We start from the raw sequence: 1,432 nt of genomic DNA on the forward strand, positions 1-1,432 counted from the left end.
GAGCTAAAGTCGAATGTGGTGTACGGGGGAGTTGAGGCGGGAAGTTGAAGGCGGTGGAGGTTTCAGCTGAGAATCTGATTGTCGAAGTCGGAAACCAGCAAAAAAGCAAACCATCCACCATGAGCAAGGATACGGAAAAAGCGGTCGTCGGTCTATCGGGTGTCGGTCTGTCTCTGGACGAATTGGTCCGTGAAGGGGCGCGGCAAGTGATTCAACAAGCGATTGAAGCGGAGCTAGCGGAACTGATGGAACGGCTCGCGAACGTCAAGACTTTGCACGGGCAACGCGCGGTGGTGCGCAACGGGTACTTGCCAGAGCGTGAAGTGTTGACGGCCGCCGGGCCGATCGCGGTGAAGGTGCCGAAGGTGCGGGATCGATCGGGATCGGGCGTGAAGTTCAATTCGACGATCGTGCCGCCGTACTTGAGGAAGTCGCCGCGCGTGAGCGCAGCGTTGCCCTGGCTGTATTTAAAGGGCATCTCGACGGGTGACATGAGCGAAGCGTTGAGCGTGCTGCTGGGCGATGACGCCAAGGGCTTGTCGGCCAACGTGGTGAGCCGCCTGAAGGCGCAATGGGCCGACGAGCATGTGGCGTGGAGCCGGCGTGATATGTCCGAGTCGCACTACGTCTATTGGTGGGTCGACGGCATTCACACGGGGCTGCGCAGCGAGAACTCCGACGGGCAATGCTTGCTGGTCATCATCGGCGTAAAACCGGACGGAAGCAAAGAGCGTGTGGCGATCGGCGATGGGTATCGCGAGACGAAAGCGTCGTGGCTGGAGCTGCTGCTCGACCTGAAAAAGCGCGGTCTGAAGGCAGGTCCACGGCTGGCCGTCGGCGACGGTGCAATGGGCTTCTGGGCGGCACTGGAAGAGGTGTTTCCGACCACACGTGGCCAGCGCTGTTGGTTTCACAAGATGGGCAACGTGCTGAACGCGCTGCCCAAGTCGCAACAGGCACGCGCGAAGGCCGATATGCAATCGATCTGGATGGCCGCGACTCGCGCCGACGCGCACGCCGCGTTCGATCGTTTCGTGTCGATCTATGCGGCGAAATATCCGAAGGCGACCGAGACGTTGAAGAAGGACCGAGACAGCTTGCTCGCGTTTTACGAATTTCCTGCCGAGCACTGGCAGCATCTGCGCACGACCAACGCGATTGAATCGACGTTCGCGACGGTGCGCCACCGTACGACGCGCACGCGTAACTGCGTATCGCGACCAACCTTCCTCGGGCTTGCATTCAAGCTGATCGAGGAAGCCGAGAAAACCTGGCGCCGTATCAACGGCCCGGAAAAGATCAAGCTGTTGCTCGAAGGCGTTGCCTTCAAGGACGGCGAACCGGTGCAAGACGATCGGCCGGTTCAGCAGAAACTCGCCGCTTGAAATCGATCGCCGTCAATTTGTTCATACACCACTATTGACGTTAGCTC

At 59.6% G+C, this 1,432-nt stretch carries 1 protein-coding gene; it reads left to right on the top strand.

Features of this window, described 5'->3' with window-relative positions:
• Positions 1 to 119 precede the first annotated feature (119 nt).
• Positions 120 to 1,385, top strand: coding sequence for an IS256 family transposase (locus DXT59_RS10180; protein WP_116136797.1), 1,266 nt, complete (start codon positions 120 to 122; stop codon positions 1,383 to 1,385).
• Positions 1,386 to 1,432: the final 47 nt, after the last annotated feature.

The organism is Trinickia diaoshuihuensis (genome assembly GCF_003390925.1).
Classification (GTDB): Bacteria; Pseudomonadota; Gammaproteobacteria; order Burkholderiales; family Burkholderiaceae; genus Trinickia; species Trinickia diaoshuihuensis.

Excerpts from the sequence above, each read along its gene's own strand:
- DXT59_RS10180 (WP_116136797.1), top strand. The coding sequence starts at position 120 with ATGAGCAAGGATACGGAAAAAGCGGTCGTCGGTCTATCGGGTGTCGGT.